Genomic DNA, 15,176 nt, shown 5'->3' with positions numbered 1-15,176 from the left:
ATGCGCCCGTGCGGGAGCCGTCGCTCAGCCGCAGCTGCTCATGCAGGTATCGCGGCGCTCGCCACAGGACATCATCGGCGCGCGCAGCGTGCAGTCATGCGTCTTCAGTTCGCAGGCACGGCGCAGGTCCGGGTTGTCCACGTCCTTGCAGCGCTTGTCCGGCGCCGGCACCATCCGCTGCTCGCAATTGCTCTGGCGGCTGCCGAGAGAGTCATTCTGCGCCATGCAGCTGCGATAGCCGGCCTGGCACTGCATGCGGCATTGCGCCGATGCAGGGAAATCCGCGCCTTCGTACGACGCCGGGGTGCTGCAGCCGGCCAGGGCCAGCAGCACGCCGGCCACGATGAAGCGATGCAGGGCCATGGACACGTCCTGTGCGAGGGTGTGCCGACCGTAGCAGAGCCAGGGCTACAGGCGTGTTAATCCTGCCTCCAGATACAGCAACGGCGCCACAGGGGCGCCGTTGTCCGGACCGAAGCGTGCGGGAATTACTCCACCACCACCGGAATCTTGCCGATGCGGGCCTGCCACTCGCGCGGGCCGGTCTTGTGCACCGATTCGCCGGCGGAGTCGACGGCCACGGTCACTGGCATGTCCTGCACGGTGAACTCGTAGATCGCCTCCATGCCCAGGTCAGCGAAACCGACCACCTTGGCCGCCTTGATCGCCTTGGACACCAGGTAGGCCGAGCCACCGACGGCCATCAGGTAGGCCGACTTGTGCTTCTTGATCGCCTCGATCGCGGCCGGGCCGCGCTCGGCCTTGCCGACCATGCCCAGCAGGCCGGTCTGTGCCAGCACCTGCTCGGTGAACTTGTCCATGCGGGTCGCCGTGGTCGGGCCGGCCGGGCCCACCACTTCGTCACGCACCGGATCGACCGGGCCGACGTAGTAGATGAAGCGGCCCTTCAGATCGACCGGCAGCTGCTCGCCCTTGTTGAGCATGTCGACCATGCGCTTGTGCGCGGCGTCGCGGCCGGTGAGCAGCTTGCCGTTGAGCAGCAGGGTCTGGCCCGGCTTCCAGCTGGCCACGTCTTCCGGGGTAATCGTATCCAGGTCCACCCGGGTGCCCTTGGATGCGTCGTAGGTCAGCTTCGGCCAGTCTTCCAGCGACGGCGGGTCCAGCATCACCGGGCCGCTGCCATCCAGGGTGAAGTGCGCATGGCGGGTGGCCGCGCAGTTCGGGATCATCGCCACCGGCAGGTTGGCCGCGTGGGTCGGGTAGTCGTTGATCTTGATGTCGAGCACGGTGGTCAGGCCACCCAGGCCCTGCGCACCGATGCCCAGCGCGTTGACCTTCTCGTACAGCTCCAGGCGCAGCTCCTCGATGCGGTTGGACGCACCACGGGCCTGCAGCTCGGTGATGTCGATCGGCTCCATCAGCGCTTCCTTGGCCAGCAGCATCGCCTTCTCGGCGGTGCCACCGATGCCGATGCCCAGCATGCCCGGCGGGCACCAGCCGGCGCCCATGGTCGGCACGGTCTTCAGCACCCAGTCGACAATCGAGTCGGACGGATTGAGCATGGCGAACTTGGTCTTCGCTTCCGAACCACCGCCCTTGGCGGCGACGATCACGTCGACTTTGTTGCCCGGCACCACCTTGACGTTGACCACGCCCGGGGTGTTGTCCCTGGTGTTGATGCGCTTGCCTGCCGGATCGGCCAGCACCGAGGCGCGCAGCTTGTTGTCCGGGTGCATGTAGGCGCGGCGCACGCCTTCATTGGCCATGTCTTCCACGCCCATGGTGGCGTCATCCCAACGCACGTCCATGCCGATTTCCAGGAACACGGTGACGATGCCGGTGTCCTGGCAGATCGGGCGGTGGCCCTCGGCGCACATGCGCGAATTGATCAGGATCTGCGCCATCGCTTCCTTCGCCGCCGGCGACTCCTCGCGCTCGTAGGCGGCGGCAAGGTTCTTGATGTAGTCGACCGGGTGGTAGTACGAGATGTACTGCAGCGCGTCGGCGATGGACTGGATGAGGTCTTCCTGCTTGATCGATGTCACGTCTTGCTCGCTTGCTCGAGGCTGGCGGGGGTAATCCACCCATTTTACCCCCTCCCCCGGCCCCGGGGTGGTAGTGCCGGCCGCTGGCCGGCAAGATTCCCCCGACGCTCTGTCACGCCACGCGCCACTGCGGCGTCCTTGCCCACATGAACGCCGAAACCGCTTTCCAGACCCACCGCCCGCGCCTGATGGCGCTGGCCTACCGCCTGCTCGGCAGCCGCACCGACGCCGAAGACGTGGTCCAGGACGCCTGGCTGCGCTGGTCCGGCGCCGATCCTGCGGCCGTCCGCGATGCCGAGGCCTGGCTGGTCACCACCACCACCCGGCTCGGCCTGGACCGGCTGCGTGCGGCCAAGCGCGAGCGCGCCCACTACGTCGGCCCATGGCTGGCCGAACCGCTGGCGGTCACCCTGGAGCCGGACCCGGCGCCCGGTCCGGCCCAGCTGCATGCGCTGGCCGACGACGTCTCGGTCGCTTTCCTGACCCTGCTCGAACAGCTCGGCCCCGAGGAACGCGCCGCCTTCCTGCTGAAGGAGGCGTTCGACCACGACTACCGCGAAATCGCCGAGCTGATCGGCCACAGCGAGGCCAACTGCCGGCAGCTGGTGCACCGTGCCCGGCAACGCCTGCAGGCCGGACGACCGCGCTTCAATGCCGATGCCAGCCAGCACCGGCAGCTGCTGGCGCGCTTCATGGAGGCCTCGCAGCGCGGCGACAGCGACGCGATCCAGGCCCTGCTGCACGCCAACGCGGTGCTGGTTTCCGACGGCGGTGGCGTGGTCACTGCGGCGGTGCGGCCGCTGCTGGGCGCCGAACGCATCGGCCGCCTGTTCTGGGCCATCGCCCGCCGCGGCGCGGTGCATCCCGCCCAGCTGGGCTACGTCAACGGCGAGCCGGCGATCCTGCGCTTCCAGGGTGAGCGCCTGCATTCGGTCACCACCATCGAAGTGGTCGATGGCCGCATCGCCAACGTGTACAGCGTGTTGAATCCGGAAAAGCTGCCGGGTATTCAAGGCGCACTCTCCGATTAGACATACGGACTTGGGCTTGGGCAATCTGTCAGCGCAATGGAAAGGAAACTGACGACAATGAATTCCAAGAAGCCAAGAAAGAGGATCAAAGTGAACGTCGGCGATGTATTTGCCGTACCGCTCAATGAAGTCGAGCTCGTTTTTGGCTATTTGCGCACTTACCAAGATCCGGACGTAGCGATCCTTCCATTCATTTCAAAGGGCAGAATGCTCCGTGACTGCGAACTTCCCACGTTGGAGAGCTTCATGGATGTACTGACTATTCGCACCGGAATTGAAAGAGGTGATTGGCCCAGAATCGCCTCTTTTCCTTTTCCGAATGAAGAATCAACTTGGGCACCACCAAGAAGGCAACTATCAACGATCCGTCCGGATGTCAGGCTCGTGGTAGTCAAGGGCAACTTTATTCCTGCTGAAAAATATGGCGAATGGGACACTCTACCCGTGCTCATCAAAGCCGATACTGGCCAATTGAAAGCGTTGATTCTCACGTCAGCAGCCGAGTTCCAAATGCTCACCTGAACGAGATCCCCCGCGGCTCGATGACGCTACAGGAGTCTTTGAGTTCGGTACTCGCACCTGGAGTCGCTCTTGGCCCGTCGTCATGTCGCTTTTGACCATTCGATGTCACGAACAGGGACGCCACGGCGTCCTGGTAGTGGAAAGGCGGCCACCGTGGCCGCCGTGGAGCCGAAAATGTCCGACCACGCCTCTCCCCGCGTCCCCTACACCCGCCTGGCCGCCGAGGCCTTCAAGGGCCTGCTGGCCACCAGCCAGGCCGTGCATGACAGCTCGATCGATCCGACCCTGATGGAACTGGTGTTCCTGCGCGTGTCGCAGCTCAACGGCTGCGGCTACTGCATGGACATGCACGGCACCGCGCTGCGCAAGGGCGGCATCGAGCCGCGCAAGCTGGACACGCTGCCGGCATGGCACGAGAGCCGCTTCTTCGACGAACGCGAGCGCGCGGCACTGGGCTGGGCCGAGGCGCTGACCCGGCTGACCGACGGCGCGCCGTCGCAGGCCGCGTTCGATGCCCTGGCACCGCACTTCGATGAGAAGGGCATCAGTGACCTGAGCATGGGCATCGCGGTGATCAATGCCTGGAACCGCCTCGGTGCGGGGTTGCTGCCGCCGCTGCCGGCCTGACCCACCCCGCCTTCGACAGTTCATCGGTGCTGCTGGTAGGTGTCGACCTTGGTCGGCACGCTGGATCCACGCAATGCGTGGATGCAGGAGGGTCAGATCCCTTCGCTTCGCGAAGGGATCTGACCCCGGTGCCGGCAACTCGGCTGCACTGACTCCCCCTGCACGTATCACGCGCGCACAATACGCGCATGCCTGCCATCCCCACCGCTGGCGCTGCCGCCGCGAAGAAACCCAGCCTGCGCCAGCGCTTCAAGGCGATGCGCAACCTGCCGCCGTTCCTGCGCATGGTCTGGCAGACCAGCCCCGCGCTCACCCTGGCCAGCCTGGGGCTGCGCCTGATCCGTGCGCTGCTGCCGGTGGCGATGCTGTACGTCGGCAAGCTGATCATCGACAGCGCCCTGCACCTGAGCCAGCACGACGCCGGTTTCCCGCCGCTGGGCGAGGCGCTGTCCAGCGGCATGCTCAATCCGCTGCTGGGCCTGCTGGCGCTGGAATTCGGCCTGGCCATCGCCTCGGACCTGCTCGGCCGGCTGGTCAGCTATGCCGACGCGCTGCTGTCGGAACTGTTCGCCAACGTCACCAGCATCCGGCTGATGGAACACGCGGCGACGCTGGATCTGGAGGACTTCGAGGACCCGGACCTGCAGGACAAGCTGGACCGCGCGAGGCGCCAGACCATGGGCCGGATGAACCTGATGAGCCAGCTGTTCGGCCAGGTGCAGGACGCGATCACCGTGGCCAGCCTCGCCGTCGGCCTGCTGGTCTACGCGCCGTGGCTGATCCTGCTGCTTGCGCTGGCACTGGTGCCGGCCTTCATCGGCGAATCGCACTTCAACGCGGCCGGTTACAGCCTCAACTTCCAATGGACGCCCGAGCGCCGCCAGCTCGACTACCTGCGCCAGCTCGGTGCCAGCGTGGAAACGGCCAAGGAAGTGAAGATCTACAACCTGCACCGCTTCCTGGTCGAGCGCTATCGGCGCCTGTCGGTGGCGCTGTTCCAGGCCAACCGTGCCCTGGCACGGCGCCGGGCGTTCTGGGGCACGCTGCTGGCTGCGCTGGGTACGCTGGGCTACTACACCGCCTACGCCTACATCGCCTGGCGCACGGTGCGCGGCGATTTCTCGATCGGCGACCTGACCTTCCTTGCCGGCAGCTTCCTGCGCCTGCGCCAGCTGCTGGAAGGCCTGCTGATCGGCTTCTCGCAGGTGGCCAGCCAGGCGCTGTACCTGGACGACCTGTTCTCGTTCTTCCAGATCGAGCCGGAAATCCACTCGCGCGAAGGCGCCATACGCGTGCCGCAGCCGATCCGCCAGGGCTTCGTGTTCGAGAACGTCGGCTTCCGCTATCCCGATGCCGAACAGTGGGCGGTGCGCCACCTCGATTTCCAGCTGCAGGCCGGCGAAGTGCTGGCCCTGGTCGGCGAGAACGGCGCCGGCAAGACCACCCTGGTGAAGCTGCTGGCACGCCTGTACGAACCGGACGAGGGCCGCATCCTGCTCGATGGCCGCGACCTGCGCGACTACGACCTGGACGACCTGCGCGCCAACCTCGGGGTGATCTTCCAGGACTTCGTGCGCTACAACCTCAGCGCCGGCGAGAACATCGGCGTCGGCCAGGTCGAGGCCATGGACGACCGGGCGCGCATCGCCGACGCCGCGCGCCGCGGCATGGCCGAGGAAGTGATCGAGGAGCTGCCCGGTGGCTACGACCAGCTGATCGGCCGCCGTTTCAAGCAGGGCGTGGACCTGTCCGGTGGCCAGTGGCAGAAGATCGCCATTGCCCGCGCATGGATGCGCAATGCGCAGGTGATGATCCTGGATGAGCCAACGGCAGCACTGGATGCGCGCAGTGAGTTCGAGGTGTTCCAGCGGTTCAGGGAACTGGCGGATAATCGCACCGCCGTATTGATTTCCCACCGTTTTTCCTCGGTCCGCATGGCCGATCGCATCCTGGTGCTGGCCGATGGCCGGATCGAGGCCAGTGGCACCCACGCCCAGCTGATGGCACAGGGCGGCCGCTATGCCGAGCTGTTCGAGCTGCAGGCGGCGGGTTACCGCTGAGAACGCCTCTCGTTCCGCCCAATGAGAACCCGTCTCATTTGAGATAGAATTCCCCCGACGACTTTTGATAGATACGCCCATGTCCTCCGCTTTTGGCGCCGAAACGGTGCTTGAGGTCCGTCACTGGACCGACGCCTACTTCAGTTTCACCACCACCCGCGACAGCGGCTTCCGCTTCGAGAACGGCCAGTTCGTGATGATCGGCCTGGAAACCGAGGCACGGCCGCTGCTGCGTGCGTACTCCATCGCCAGCGCCAACTGGGAAGAGCATCTGGAGTTCTTCAGCATCAAGGTGCAGGACGGCCCGCTGACCTCGCGCCTGCAGCACATCAAGCCGGGCGACAAGGTGCTGGTCGGCAAGAAGCCCACCGGCACCCTGCTGATCAGCGACCTGCACCCGGGCAAGAACCTGTACCTGCTGGGCACGGGTACCGGCATGGCGCCGTGGCTGTCGGTCATCAAGGACCCGGAGACCTACGAGCGCTTCGAGAAGGTGATCCTCTGCCACGGCGTGCGCTACGAAAAGGATCTGGCCTACCGCGATTACTTCGAGAGGGAGCTGCGTGAGCACGAGTTCCTGGGCGAGATGATCGGCGACAAGCTGCTGTACTACCCGGCCGTCACCCGCGAGCCGTTCGCCAACCAGGGCCGCCTGACCTCGCTGATGGAAAGCGGCCAGATGCAGCGCACCCTCGGCCTGCCGGAGCTGAGCCCGGAAAACGACCGCGCGATGATCTGCGGCAGCCCGCAGATGCTGGCCGACCTGCGTGCTGTGCTCGATGCCCGCGGTTTCCAGGTTTCGCCGCGCATCGGCCAGCCGGGCCACTACGTGTTCGAGCGCGCGTTCGTCGAGAAATGATGCTGCAACGGTAGTGCCGGCCGCTGGCCGGCTCTTCCTGGCCCACGGGGTTGCCGGCCAGCGGCCGGCACGACCTCACAGCAGCGCTTCGATCTCGCCGCGCAGCTGCTCCGGCCGGGTGGTGGGCGCATGCCGCGACACCACCCGCCCCTGGCGATCGACCAGGAACTTGCTGAAATTCCACTTGATGCGGGCACTGCCGAGCACGCCGCGCTTCTCCCGCGCGAGCCACCTCCAGAGCGGGTCGGCCCCCTCGCCGTTGACCTCGATCTTTTCCGACAGCGGGAAGCTGACCGGATAGTCCAGCGAACAGAACTGGCGGATCTGCGCGGCATCACCGGGCTCCTGCGCGCCAAACTGGTTGCACGGGAAGCCGATCACCACCAGGCCGCGCTCGCGGTAGTCCTGCCACAGCTGCTCCAGCCCGGTGTACTGCGGGGTGAAGCCACAGCGGCTGGCGACGTTCACCAGCAGCAACGGGGGGCCCTGGTACCGGGCCAGCGCCTGCGGCTGGCCGTCGAGGTCGCGGAAGCTGAAATCGTAGGCAGTGGTCATGGCAGCGGGCCGTGGGCGGTGAACGCATGGTACCCGCGCCCGGCCCCGGCAACATGCCTTTTGACACAAGTGCAGTCGCCGCCGGCCGGGTTACCCTCGGGCCCTTGTTTGCCTTACCGGAGCTTCTACCTTGACCACTCGACTTGCCCTTGCCGTGGCCATGTCCCTCGGCCTTGCCCTGCCCGCCTTCTCGGCCGGCGCCGCCACCCCGGCTGCCAGCACCAATGCCCAGCAGGCCAACCCGTTCTTCGCCGAAAGCCCGCTGCCGCTGCACTTCCCGCAGTTCGACAAGATCAAGGACAGCGACTTCGCCCCGGCCTTCGACGCCGGCATGGCGCAGCAGCTGAAGGAAGTGGAGGCGATCGCCAACAACAAGGCCAAGCCGACCTTCGACAACACCATCATCGCGCTGGAAAAGAGCGGTGACATCCTCGACCGTGCGACCACCGTGTTCTTCAGCCTGGTCGGCGCCGATACCAACGACACCCGCAAGAAGCTGCAGGCCGACTACTCGGCGAAGTTTGCCGCGCACAGCGATGCGATCGCGCTGAACGGCAAGCTGTTCGCCCGCATCCAGGCGCTGTACGACACCCGCAGCCAGCTGGGCCTGGACGCCGAAGGCGTGCGCCTGGTCGAGAAGTACTACGACAATTACGTGCGCGCCGGCGCCAAGCTGTCCGAGGCCGACAAGGCCACGCTGAAGGACATGAATGCCGAACTGGCCAATCTGGGCACCAAGTTCAGCCAGAACGTGCAGTCGGAAGTGAACGCTTCGGCAATCACCGTCGACGACGTCAAGGAGCTGGCTGGCCTGTCCAAGGAGCAGATCGCCGCCGCCGCCGAAGCCGCCAAGGCCCGTGGCCTGGAAGGCAAGTACGTGATCACCCTGCTCAACACCACCGGCCAGCCGCCGCTGACCAACCTGGCCAACCGCGCCCTGCGCCAGAAGATCTACGAAGCCTCGACCACCCGCGGCAGCCGCGGCGGTGAGTTCGACAACACCGCGCTGGTCTCGCGCATCATGCAGCTGCGTGCCGACAAGGCCAAGCTGATGGGCTTCCCGAACTTCGCCGCCTACAACCTGACCAACCAGACCGCCAAGACCCCCGAAGCGGTCAACGCGATGCTCGGCAAGCTGGCTCCGGCCGCGGTGGCCAATGCCAAGCGCGAAGCCGCCGACCTGCAGGCGATGATCGACAAGGAGCAGAAGGCCGCGCGCAAGCCGACCTTCCAGCTGGAACCGTGGGACTGGGCCTTCTACAGCGAGAAGGTGCGCCAGGCCAAGTACAACTTCGACGAGTCGCAGCTGAAGCCATACTTCGAACTGAAGAACGTGCTGGAGAACGGCGTCTTCTACGCCGCCGGCCAGGAATTCGGCCTGACCTTCAAGCAGCGCACCGACCTGCCGGTCTACCACGATGACGTCACCGTCTACGACGTGTTCGACGCCGATGGCAGCCAGCTGGCGATCTTCATCTTCGATCCGTATGCACGCGCCTCCAAGCGTGGCGGTGCGTGGATGAACTCCTACGTCTCGCAGTCCAAGCTGACCGGCTTCAAGCCGGTGGTAGCCAATCACCTGAACATCCCGAAGCCGCCGGCCGGCCAGCCGACCCTGCTGACCTGGGATGAGGTGAACACCACCTTCCACGAGTTCGGCCACGCCCTGCACGGCATGTTCTCCAACGTGAAGTATCCGTACTTCTCGGGCACCTCGGTGCCGCGCGACTTCGTCGAGTTCCCCTCGCAGGTGAACGAGATGTGGGCCGACAACCCGGTCATCCTGAAGAACTACGCCAAGCACTACCAGAATGGTTCGGCGATGCCGCAGGCCCTGCTGGACAAGGTGATTGCCGCATCGAAGTTCAACCAGGGCTTTGCCACCACCGAATACCTGGGGGCGGCGATGCTGGACCAGAACTGGCACCAGATCGGCCCGGACCAGGTGCCGGCGGCCAAGGACGTGATGGCCTTCGAGCGCGCCGCGCTGGAGAAGGACGGCATCTACTACGCGCCGGTTCCGCCGCGCTACAAGACCCCGTACTTCAGCCACATCATGGGCGGCTACTCGGCCGGCTACTACGCCTACATCTGGTCGGAAGTGCTCGATGCCAACACCCAGAAGTGGTTCAAGGACAACGGCGGCCTGAGCCGCAAGAACGGCGACCACTTCCGCGCCACCCTGCTGTCCAAGGGCGGCAGCGTCGACGCGATGCAGCTGTTCCGCGATTTCGCCGGCCACGAGCCGCAGATCGAACCGCTGCTGGAAAAGCGTGGCCTGACCGGCGCCGGCAACTGATCGCCAGCGCAGTCGCCTGAATCGAAAACCGCCCGGGAGACCGGGCGGTTTTTTGTTGTGGTCGGGGTCAGAGCCCTCTTCTGCGAAAAGGGATCTGACCCCGGGGTCGGATCCCTTTCCGACGGAAAGGGCTCCGACCCCAGCCACGCCATCAACGCGGCGCCACGTACCCACCCGGCACGCCTTCCGGCGACAGCACCAGCTGCCACAGCTGCGCGTGCCGGCAGCGGAAGGTGGCCATCGACCCGGCCAGGTAGAAGCGCCACATGCGCCGGAAGTGCTCGTCGTAGTGCGCATCCAGCCGCGGCCACGCTGCTTCCACGTTGCGCCGCCATGCCTGCAGGGTCAGGTCGTAGTCGGTGCCGAAGTTGTGCCAGTCCTCCAGCACGAAACGGCCTTCGAACGCCTTGGTGATCTGCACCGCCGACGGCAGCATCGAGTTGGGGAAGATGTAGCGTGCAATCCATGGATCGGTGCGATGCCGTGAGACGTTGGTGCCGATGGTATGCAACAGCAGCAGGCCACGTGGCGACAGGCAGCGCTTGGCCACTTCGAAGAAACCGGCGTAGTTCTTGTCACCGACGTGCTCGAACATGCCGATCGAGAAGATCGCATCGAACGGTTCGTCCAGTTCACGGTAATCCTGCAGGCGGATCTCGATCGGCAGGCCAGCGCACAACTGCCGCGCGAACTCGGCCTGCTCCTGCGATATGGTCACGCCGACGCCGCTGACACCGTAGCGCTCGGCGGCGAACTTCAGGGCTTCGCCCCAACCGCAGCCAATGTCCAGCACGCGCTGGCCCGGGCGCAGGCCCAGCTTGCGGCAGACCAGGTCGAGCTTGGCCTCCTGTGCGGCGTCGAGGTCGTCGGCGTTGCGCCAATAGCCACAGCTGTAGACCAGGCGCTGGCCGAGCATGGCCTGGTAGAGATCATTGCCGAGGTCGTAATGGCGGCGACCGACTTCGTAACTGCCCTGCCCCGCCTGCAGGTTGAACAGGCGCGCCTTCAGCGCGTCTGCCACTTCGCGCCAGCCGTGCACCCGTTCATCCAGGTGCGCCTGCATCAGGTGGACGAGGAATTCATCCAGGACATTGGCATCCCACCACCCCTCCATGTAGCTCTCGCCCAGGCCGAGCGAGCCGTGGCCCATGACCCGCGCGAAAAAGCGCGGGTCATGCACCTGGATGTCCTGTGGCTGGGTGCCGCCGATGCGGACCCCGGCTTCGTGGAGCAGGCCGGCGACCCGCTCCTGCAACCCTGTATCCACGCCACCTCCTCGACTGCGGTCAACCGCGTGCGAACAGCTCCACGTAGTCCTTGGCCACGTGCGGCAACAGCACCGCTGCCGGTACATCGGCGGTCTGGGTGCCGTCCGAGTATGGACCCACCTGGTACGGCGGGAAAACAAAGCGCAGCGCGGTGATCTGCCCCTTGTCGTCGGTCAGTGGCTGGAACTGGCTGAAATTGTCGGCCTGCGGGCCGGTTCCGTCGGCGATCATGCGCGATGCGTTGCGCAGCGATTCCTGCAGCTGGGCCGGGTCCATGTCCTCGCCACTGAGGCGGGTGGCCACGCGTTCGCGCAACTGGTCGGCGACGAAATCGCTGATCGCCTTCCAGCCCTTGGCATCGGCCACAAGCTTTTCGGCGCTGAGCATCTGCTGCTGCTGCGGCAGCCACACGAAGCGCGCCACCAGCGGTTCGCCGTGGGCGCCACCCGTGTAGCGGCTGCCGTCGGCACTGACCACCACCAGCTGCGGGGTTTCAAGCAGCTTCTCGAAGCTCAGCGACAGCTCGTAGGGCATGGTCGGCTTGTCGTTGCCCAGCCCGTCCAGCGCCTGCTGCAGGTCGCTGCGCGCACTCGTGGCATAGCTCTGCAGCGCGCGGGCCAGGCCCGGATAACGGTCGATACCGGCCGGGTAGCTGATGCCCACCACTTCGCGCTCGTTGTTCTCGATCACGTCGCGCAGATCCAGCGGCGCTTCCGTGGCCGGCGTTTCGCCCGCGGCCGTCGCCTCGGCGGCGGGCGCCGCGTCGGTCGCCGGTGCCGGCTCGCTTTCACGCTGGCAACCGGCCAGCAACAGCACGCCCACCACGCCGGCCAACACGCTGCCGTGCAATGGCCGGTTGTTTCCAATCTTCATCGGGATCCCCTGTTCATGTTTGTACATCATCGCCTGCCATGGCTGAAGCGTGACCCGCTGGCGTTCAGCCAACGAGCAGGTCGTGGTACTCCTCGTGGCGCTGCAGGAAGGCCTCGGCGTAGGAACATGCCGGCACCACCTTGTATTTCTGCTCGCGCGCGAAACGCAGTGCCACGCGGGTCAGCTCACCGGCGATGCCACGGCCGGCGATCGGCTCGGGCACCTCGGTATGGGTGATGACCATGCGCCTGCGCTTGATCTGGTAATCGAGCACCGCCAGCTGTCCGCGCACACGTGCGGTGAAGCGGTGGTTGGCCAGGTCGTGCTCGACCTCATAGGCCAGACCGGGGGGCGTGACCGAAGCCATGGAACTGTCTCCTGCGGCGACTGCGTGGATGGTGCGCAGCCGGGCGCCATGATCGCGTGAAGCCTGAACAGGGGCAAGTCCAGTCCATTCACGTCAGTTTTCGCCCTCAAGCTGGAGGCGGGCCGGCCGCTATCGCCTATGGAGGGGTACGGCCAGGCTGGCACGACCCTTGCGACCGTTGACCATGCGCACCACCGTGGAGGCTCCCATGCACGCCAGCAATTCCCATTCCGATACCGACCGCGCCCTGCTGGAGGGCCTGCTGCAACTGGCGGTGGAAGGGCAGACCGAGGATCAGGATTTCCAGCGCATCGGCGAGGAAGTGTTCGCCCGCCTGCTGGATACCTACGGCCAGCAGACCGCAGCCTGACCCGGCCGGGGCGGATCGGACCCGATCCGCCCCGCTACCCGCATCAACCGCCGCCGAGGCGGAAGGTCGGGTTGGAGAGTTCGCGCAGGAAGTGGGTGAAGATGCTCGGCTGCATGGCCAGCATGAAGATCACGCCAAACGCCGCACCTGCCAGGTGCGCGCTGTGGTTGATGCGGTCGCCACCGCGCCTGTCCATCCAGATGCTGTAGCCGACGTAGAACGCGGCATAGATGATCGCCGGTGCCGGGATGAAGAACACCAGGATGATCGACCACGGCTTGATCAGGATGAAGGCGAACAGCACCGCCGATACCGCCCCGGACGCCCCGAGGCTGAGGTAGTTCGGGTTCTTCTGGTTCTTCAGGTAGCTGGGCAGGATCGAGACCAGCAGCGCGCCGATGTAGAACGCCGGGTAGGTCAGGTAGCTGCCGGTCAGCTGCACCATCACGCTCTCGATGAATCCCCCGAAGAAGAACAGGGTGATCATGTTGAAGATCAGGTGCGACCAGTCGGCGTGGATGAAGCCATAGGTCACCAGCCGGTCGTACTGGCGGTGACGGTCGATGGCCGGCGGCCACAGGATCAGGCGGTCGGCCAGCTTGCGGTTGTTGAACGCCATCCACGACAGGATGGCGGTGATGGCGATCAACAGCAGATTGACGGGGGTCATGTCAGGCTCAGGCGGTACGGTAGTTGTCGACCATACGATAGCGTTTCGCGTACCAACCGAAGGCCAACGCCGCGACGAAGGCGAAGCCGGCGAAGAAGAACATCAGGAACGCCGCCTCGCTCAGGCCCGTGCCCGCGATCTGGTGGGTGACCGTGTCGTTGCGCACCGCCGCGTTGGACAGCAGCACCCACAGGTTGCCGATGGTGGTGGTCAGGTTCCAGAAGCTCATCACCACGCCCTTCATCGCCTGCGGTGCCTGGCTGTAGGCGAACTCCAGGCCGGTGGCCGAGACCAGCACCTCACCGAAGGTCAGCAGCGCGTACGGCAGCATCTGCCAGAAGATCGACATGGCGTTGCCGCCGTCCATCACCACCTGGATGCCACCCACCACGATCCAGGCCAGGCCACTGAAGGCGATGCCGGCGGTCATGCGGCGCAGCGCGGTCGGTTCGAAGCCGAAGCGGCGCAGGGCCGGATACAGCACCAGGTTGTTGAACGGAATCAGGATCATCACCAGCAGCGGGTTCAGCGCCTGCATCTGCGAGGCGGTGAACCAGCTTGGCATCTGCATCTGCTGGCCCTGCAGGACCCAGGTCGAGGCCTTCTGGTCGAACAGCGAGAAGAACGGCGTGGTCAGCGCGAAGATCACCAGCACGCGCAGTACCGAGCGCACGCCTTCCACGGCTTCGGCCGGATGCTGGCCACGGGCGCGGTCCAGCTGCAGCCAGGTGCCGCCACCGATGCCGGCAAGGATGGCCACCAGCGCCAGGCACAGGCAGATCACGATGCCCAGCGAACCGACCAGGCCGAACGAGGCCACCGCCAGCGCCAGGCCAAGCACGGCGATCACCAGGCCCGGACGGCCCTGGCCAGCCACGCGCGTGGTCAGCGCGGTACGCACCACGTTGGCGAACGAATGCGGGTCCTTCGGCGGCAGCGGCACCAGCACGTAGCGCCTGCGGCCCAGCCAGAACACGAAGGTAGCGATGAACATCAGGATGCCCGGGATGCCGAACGCCCACTGCGGGCCGCAGTTCTTCAGCACCAGCGGGATCAGCAGCGAGGCGAACAGCGAGCCGAAGTTGATGATCCAGTAGAAGGCGTCGAAGACGATCTTGGCCAGGTGCTTGTTGCTCTGGTCGAACTGGTCGCCCATGAACGAGGCCACCAGCGGCTTGATGCCGCCGGCACCGAGCGCGATCAGGCCCAGGCCGAGGAAGAAGCCCTCGCGGCTGTTCTCGAACAGCGCCAGGCACAGGTGGCCGGCGCAGTAGACCAGGCTGAACCAGAGGATGGTGTGGTACTTGCCGAAGAACCGGTCGGCCAGCCAGCCACCGAGCAGCGGGAAGAAATACACGCCGATCATGAAGCTGTGCATGATGTCCTTGGCTTCACCGGCACGGCCTTCGGCAGTGATTTCCTGCAGCAGCAGCGAGGTGATCAGGAACTGCACCAGGATGTTGCGCATCCCGTAGAAACTGAACCGCTCGCAGGCCTCATTGCCGATGATGTACGGAATCTGGCGCGGCATCTTTCCCTGGCCGGCGATGGGGGCGACTGCGTCGTGGCTCATCCTGTAAGGCATTCCTGCAAAGCGAAAGGCGCAAGGTTACCGGAACCGGGGCTTGCGAAGCACGCTGCAGGGCTGCATGACAACGGTGCCAATCCA

Annotated in this window: 15 protein-coding genes; 7 read left to right on the top strand and 8 right to left on the bottom strand. The window is 65.6% G+C overall.

The features are described from left to right. Positions 1 to 24: 24 nt before the first annotated feature. Together AC5P8F_RS07300 and AC5P8F_RS07295 are read right to left on the bottom strand one after the other, a co-directional pair. Positions 25 to 363 (bottom strand): hypothetical protein, encoded by a 339-nt coding sequence (locus AC5P8F_RS07300; RefSeq protein WP_046431623.1) that lies wholly within the window; start codon positions 361 to 363, stop codon positions 25 to 27. 125 nt (positions 364 to 488) lie between these two features. Next, positions 489 to 2,006: a fumarate hydratase gene (locus AC5P8F_RS07295; protein WP_014647726.1), complete on the bottom strand. Its 1,518-nt coding sequence runs from the start codon at positions 2,004 to 2,006 to the stop codon at positions 489 to 491. Positions 2,007 to 2,152: 146 nt separating this feature from the next. On the opposite strand from AC5P8F_RS07295, the gene AC5P8F_RS07290 reads away from it, so the two are divergent. The 5 genes from AC5P8F_RS07290 to AC5P8F_RS07270 all read left to right on the top strand — a co-directional run bounded on the left by AC5P8F_RS07290 (position 2,153) and on the right by AC5P8F_RS07270 (position 7,105). Beyond that, positions 2,153 to 3,037 (top strand): RNA polymerase sigma-70 factor, encoded by an 885-nt coding sequence (locus AC5P8F_RS07290; protein WP_495227802.1) that lies wholly within the window; start codon positions 2,153 to 2,155, stop codon positions 3,035 to 3,037. Positions 3,038 to 3,094: 57 nt separating this feature from the next. Further along, a complete protein-coding gene (locus AC5P8F_RS07285; protein WP_227864535.1) occupies positions 3,095 to 3,559 on the top strand; it encodes a hypothetical protein in 465 nt (154 codons plus the stop codon). A gap of 174 nt (positions 3,560 to 3,733) precedes the next feature. After that, positions 3,734 to 4,186: a carboxymuconolactone decarboxylase family protein gene (locus AC5P8F_RS07280; protein ID WP_134809081.1), complete on the top strand. Its 453-nt coding sequence runs from the start codon at positions 3,734 to 3,736 to the stop codon at positions 4,184 to 4,186. Between the two features lie 188 nt (positions 4,187 to 4,374). Then, positions 4,375 to 6,246, top strand: a complete 1,872-nt coding sequence (locus AC5P8F_RS07275; RefSeq protein ID WP_111206010.1) for an ABC transporter ATP-binding protein — start codon at positions 4,375 to 4,377, stop codon at positions 6,244 to 6,246. A gap of 79 nt (positions 6,247 to 6,325) precedes the next feature. Next, positions 6,326 to 7,105 (top strand): ferredoxin--NADP reductase, encoded by a 780-nt coding sequence (locus AC5P8F_RS07270; protein ID WP_014647730.1) that lies wholly within the window; start codon positions 6,326 to 6,328, stop codon positions 7,103 to 7,105. A 75-nt stretch (positions 7,106 to 7,180) separates the two neighbouring features. Here AC5P8F_RS07270 and AC5P8F_RS07265 read toward each other — a convergent pair whose 3' ends face one another. Continuing rightward, the gene (locus AC5P8F_RS07265; RefSeq protein WP_495227799.1) at positions 7,181 to 7,660 is read right to left on the bottom strand and encodes a glutathione peroxidase; all 480 of its coding nucleotides are present in this window, start codon (positions 7,658 to 7,660) and stop codon (positions 7,181 to 7,183) included. 130 nt (positions 7,661 to 7,790) lie between these two features. Here AC5P8F_RS07265 and AC5P8F_RS07260 point away from each other — a divergent pair, with 130 nt between their 5' ends. Next, a complete protein-coding gene (locus AC5P8F_RS07260; RefSeq protein WP_014647732.1) occupies positions 7,791 to 9,959 on the top strand; it encodes a M3 family metallopeptidase in 2,169 nt (722 codons plus the stop codon). Positions 9,960 to 10,110: 151 nt separating this feature from the next. Here the strand turns inward: AC5P8F_RS07260 and cfa are convergent, their stop codons facing one another. Genes cfa through AC5P8F_RS07245 form a run of 3 tightly spaced genes read right to left on the bottom strand, consistent with a single transcriptional unit; the run spans position 10,111 to position 12,467 of the window. Next, positions 10,111 to 11,226, bottom strand: coding sequence for a cyclopropane fatty acyl phospholipid synthase (cfa, locus tag AC5P8F_RS07255; RefSeq protein ID WP_126411165.1), 1,116 nt, complete (start codon positions 11,224 to 11,226; stop codon positions 10,111 to 10,113). 19 nt (positions 11,227 to 11,245) lie between these two features. Next, entirely contained in the window at positions 11,246 to 12,127 is an 882-nt protein-coding gene (locus AC5P8F_RS07250; protein ID WP_134809088.1) for a DUF3298 and DUF4163 domain-containing protein, read from the bottom strand. Between the two features lie 37 nt (positions 12,128 to 12,164). Continuing rightward, on the bottom strand, positions 12,165 to 12,467 hold the full coding sequence (locus AC5P8F_RS07245; protein WP_006455911.1) for a GNAT family N-acetyltransferase: 303 nt from the start codon (positions 12,465 to 12,467) through the stop codon (positions 12,165 to 12,167). A gap of 208 nt (positions 12,468 to 12,675) precedes the next feature. On the opposite strand from AC5P8F_RS07245, the gene AC5P8F_RS07240 reads away from it, so the two are divergent. Then, on the top strand, positions 12,676 to 12,837 hold the full coding sequence (locus AC5P8F_RS07240; RefSeq protein WP_014037806.1) for a hypothetical protein: 162 nt from the start codon (positions 12,676 to 12,678) through the stop codon (positions 12,835 to 12,837). A 43-nt stretch (positions 12,838 to 12,880) separates the two neighbouring features. Here AC5P8F_RS07240 and AC5P8F_RS07235 read toward each other — a convergent pair whose 3' ends face one another. Beyond that, positions 12,881 to 13,507: a rhomboid family intramembrane serine protease gene (locus AC5P8F_RS07235; RefSeq protein ID WP_014647735.1), complete on the bottom strand. Its 627-nt coding sequence runs from the start codon at positions 13,505 to 13,507 to the stop codon at positions 12,881 to 12,883. 7 nt (positions 13,508 to 13,514) lie between these two features. After that, complete coding sequence (locus AC5P8F_RS07230; protein WP_495227797.1) at positions 13,515 to 15,080, bottom strand: POT-type proton-dependent oligopeptide transporter; 1,566 nt, start codon at positions 15,078 to 15,080, stop codon at positions 13,515 to 13,517. Positions 15,081 to 15,176: the final 96 nt, after the last annotated feature.

The sequence above is a fragment of the Stenotrophomonas sp. YJH_SMC_69 genome (genome assembly GCF_059370495.1).
Note: the sequence above shows the minus strand (reverse complement) of the source record. Positions and strands in the feature narration are given on the sequence as shown.

What these genes read in the sequence shown, in the direction of transcription:
- AC5P8F_RS07275 (WP_111206010.1), top strand. Translation starts at nt 4,375, where the DNA reads ATGCCTGCCATCCCCACCGCTGGCGCTGCCGCCGCGAAGAAACCCAGC.
- AC5P8F_RS07280 (WP_134809081.1), top strand. Translation starts at nt 3,734, where the DNA reads ATGTCCGACCACGCCTCTCCCCGCGTCCCCTACACCCGCCTGGCCGCC.
- AC5P8F_RS07230 (WP_495227797.1), bottom strand. Translation starts at nt 15,080, where the DNA reads ATGAGCCACGACGCAGTCGCCCCCATCGCCGGCCAGGGAAAGATGCCG.
- AC5P8F_RS07270 (WP_014647730.1), top strand. Translation starts at nt 6,326, where the DNA reads ATGTCCTCCGCTTTTGGCGCCGAAACGGTGCTTGAGGTCCGTCACTGG.
- AC5P8F_RS07235 (WP_014647735.1), bottom strand. Translation starts at nt 13,507, where the DNA reads ATGACCCCCGTCAATCTGCTGTTGATCGCCATCACCGCCATCCTGTCG.
- AC5P8F_RS07245 (WP_006455911.1), bottom strand. Translation starts at nt 12,467, where the DNA reads ATGGCTTCGGTCACGCCCCCCGGTCTGGCCTATGAGGTCGAGCACGAC.
- AC5P8F_RS07300 (WP_046431623.1), bottom strand. Translation starts at nt 363, where the DNA reads ATGGCCCTGCATCGCTTCATCGTGGCCGGCGTGCTGCTGGCCCTGGCC.
- AC5P8F_RS07290 (WP_495227802.1), top strand. Translation starts at nt 2,153, where the DNA reads ATGAACGCCGAAACCGCTTTCCAGACCCACCGCCCGCGCCTGATGGCG.
- AC5P8F_RS07240 (WP_014037806.1), top strand. Translation starts at nt 12,676, where the DNA reads ATGCACGCCAGCAATTCCCATTCCGATACCGACCGCGCCCTGCTGGAG.
- AC5P8F_RS07250 (WP_134809088.1), bottom strand. Translation starts at nt 12,127, where the DNA reads ATGTACAAACATGAACAGGGGATCCCGATGAAGATTGGAAACAACCGG.
- AC5P8F_RS07285 (WP_227864535.1), top strand. Translation starts at nt 3,095, where the DNA reads ATGAATTCCAAGAAGCCAAGAAAGAGGATCAAAGTGAACGTCGGCGAT.
- AC5P8F_RS07265 (WP_495227799.1), bottom strand. Translation starts at nt 7,660, where the DNA reads ATGACCACTGCCTACGATTTCAGCTTCCGCGACCTCGACGGCCAGCCG.